The organism is Flagellimonas algarum (assembly GCF_040513375.1).
GTDB classification, from domain to species: Bacteria; Bacteroidota; Bacteroidia; order Flavobacteriales; family Flavobacteriaceae; genus Flagellimonas_B; species Flagellimonas_B algarum.
The window spans coordinates 1-565 of the sequence record NZ_JBEVTG010000015.1 but is presented as its reverse complement, the minus strand read 5'-3'; the positions used below and the strand labels follow the sequence as shown (position 1 = coordinate 565).

At 58.9% G+C, this 565-nt stretch carries 1 pseudogene; it reads left to right on the top strand.

Features of this window, described 5'->3' with window-relative positions:
* A pseudogene (locus ABV409_RS16680) lies at nucleotides 1-565 on the top strand (gliding motility-associated C-terminal domain-containing protein); the annotation flags it as partial.

Sequence of the window (565 nt, the reverse complement as noted above, 5' to 3'; positions counted from 1 at the left end):
GGAACGATCGACAGCGATGGAGACGGCCGCCCCGACAGTCTGGATATCGACAGTGACAACGACGGCATCCCTGACAATATCGAAGGCCAGCCCACGGAGGGTTATGTACCCCCGACGGGCAACGACGGCGACAACGACGGTTTGGACGATGCCTATGAGGGCAGCGGGGACGAAGGGGTTACCCCCGAGGATACCGATGGCGACCTGACGCCCGATTATCTTGATGAAGACAGTGACAACGATTTGGTTCCGGACAACAACGAGGGGAACGACTTCAACTTCGATGGGGAGCCCGATCAGTCCTTTACCGGAGTGGATACGGACAACGACGGATTGGACGATGGTTATGAGGGCAGCGATGTGGATGACGGCTATGACGTGAACGACGAGATCGACGACCCTGCGAACGACCTTCCCGATACCGATGGTACGGAGGACGTGAACTACCGTGACTTCGACGATGACGGTGACGGCATCGACACCCCTGATGAGGATGCGGATGGCGATGGCGACCCGACGGACGACGATACGGACGATGACGGTACGCCCGATTACCTGGATCCGG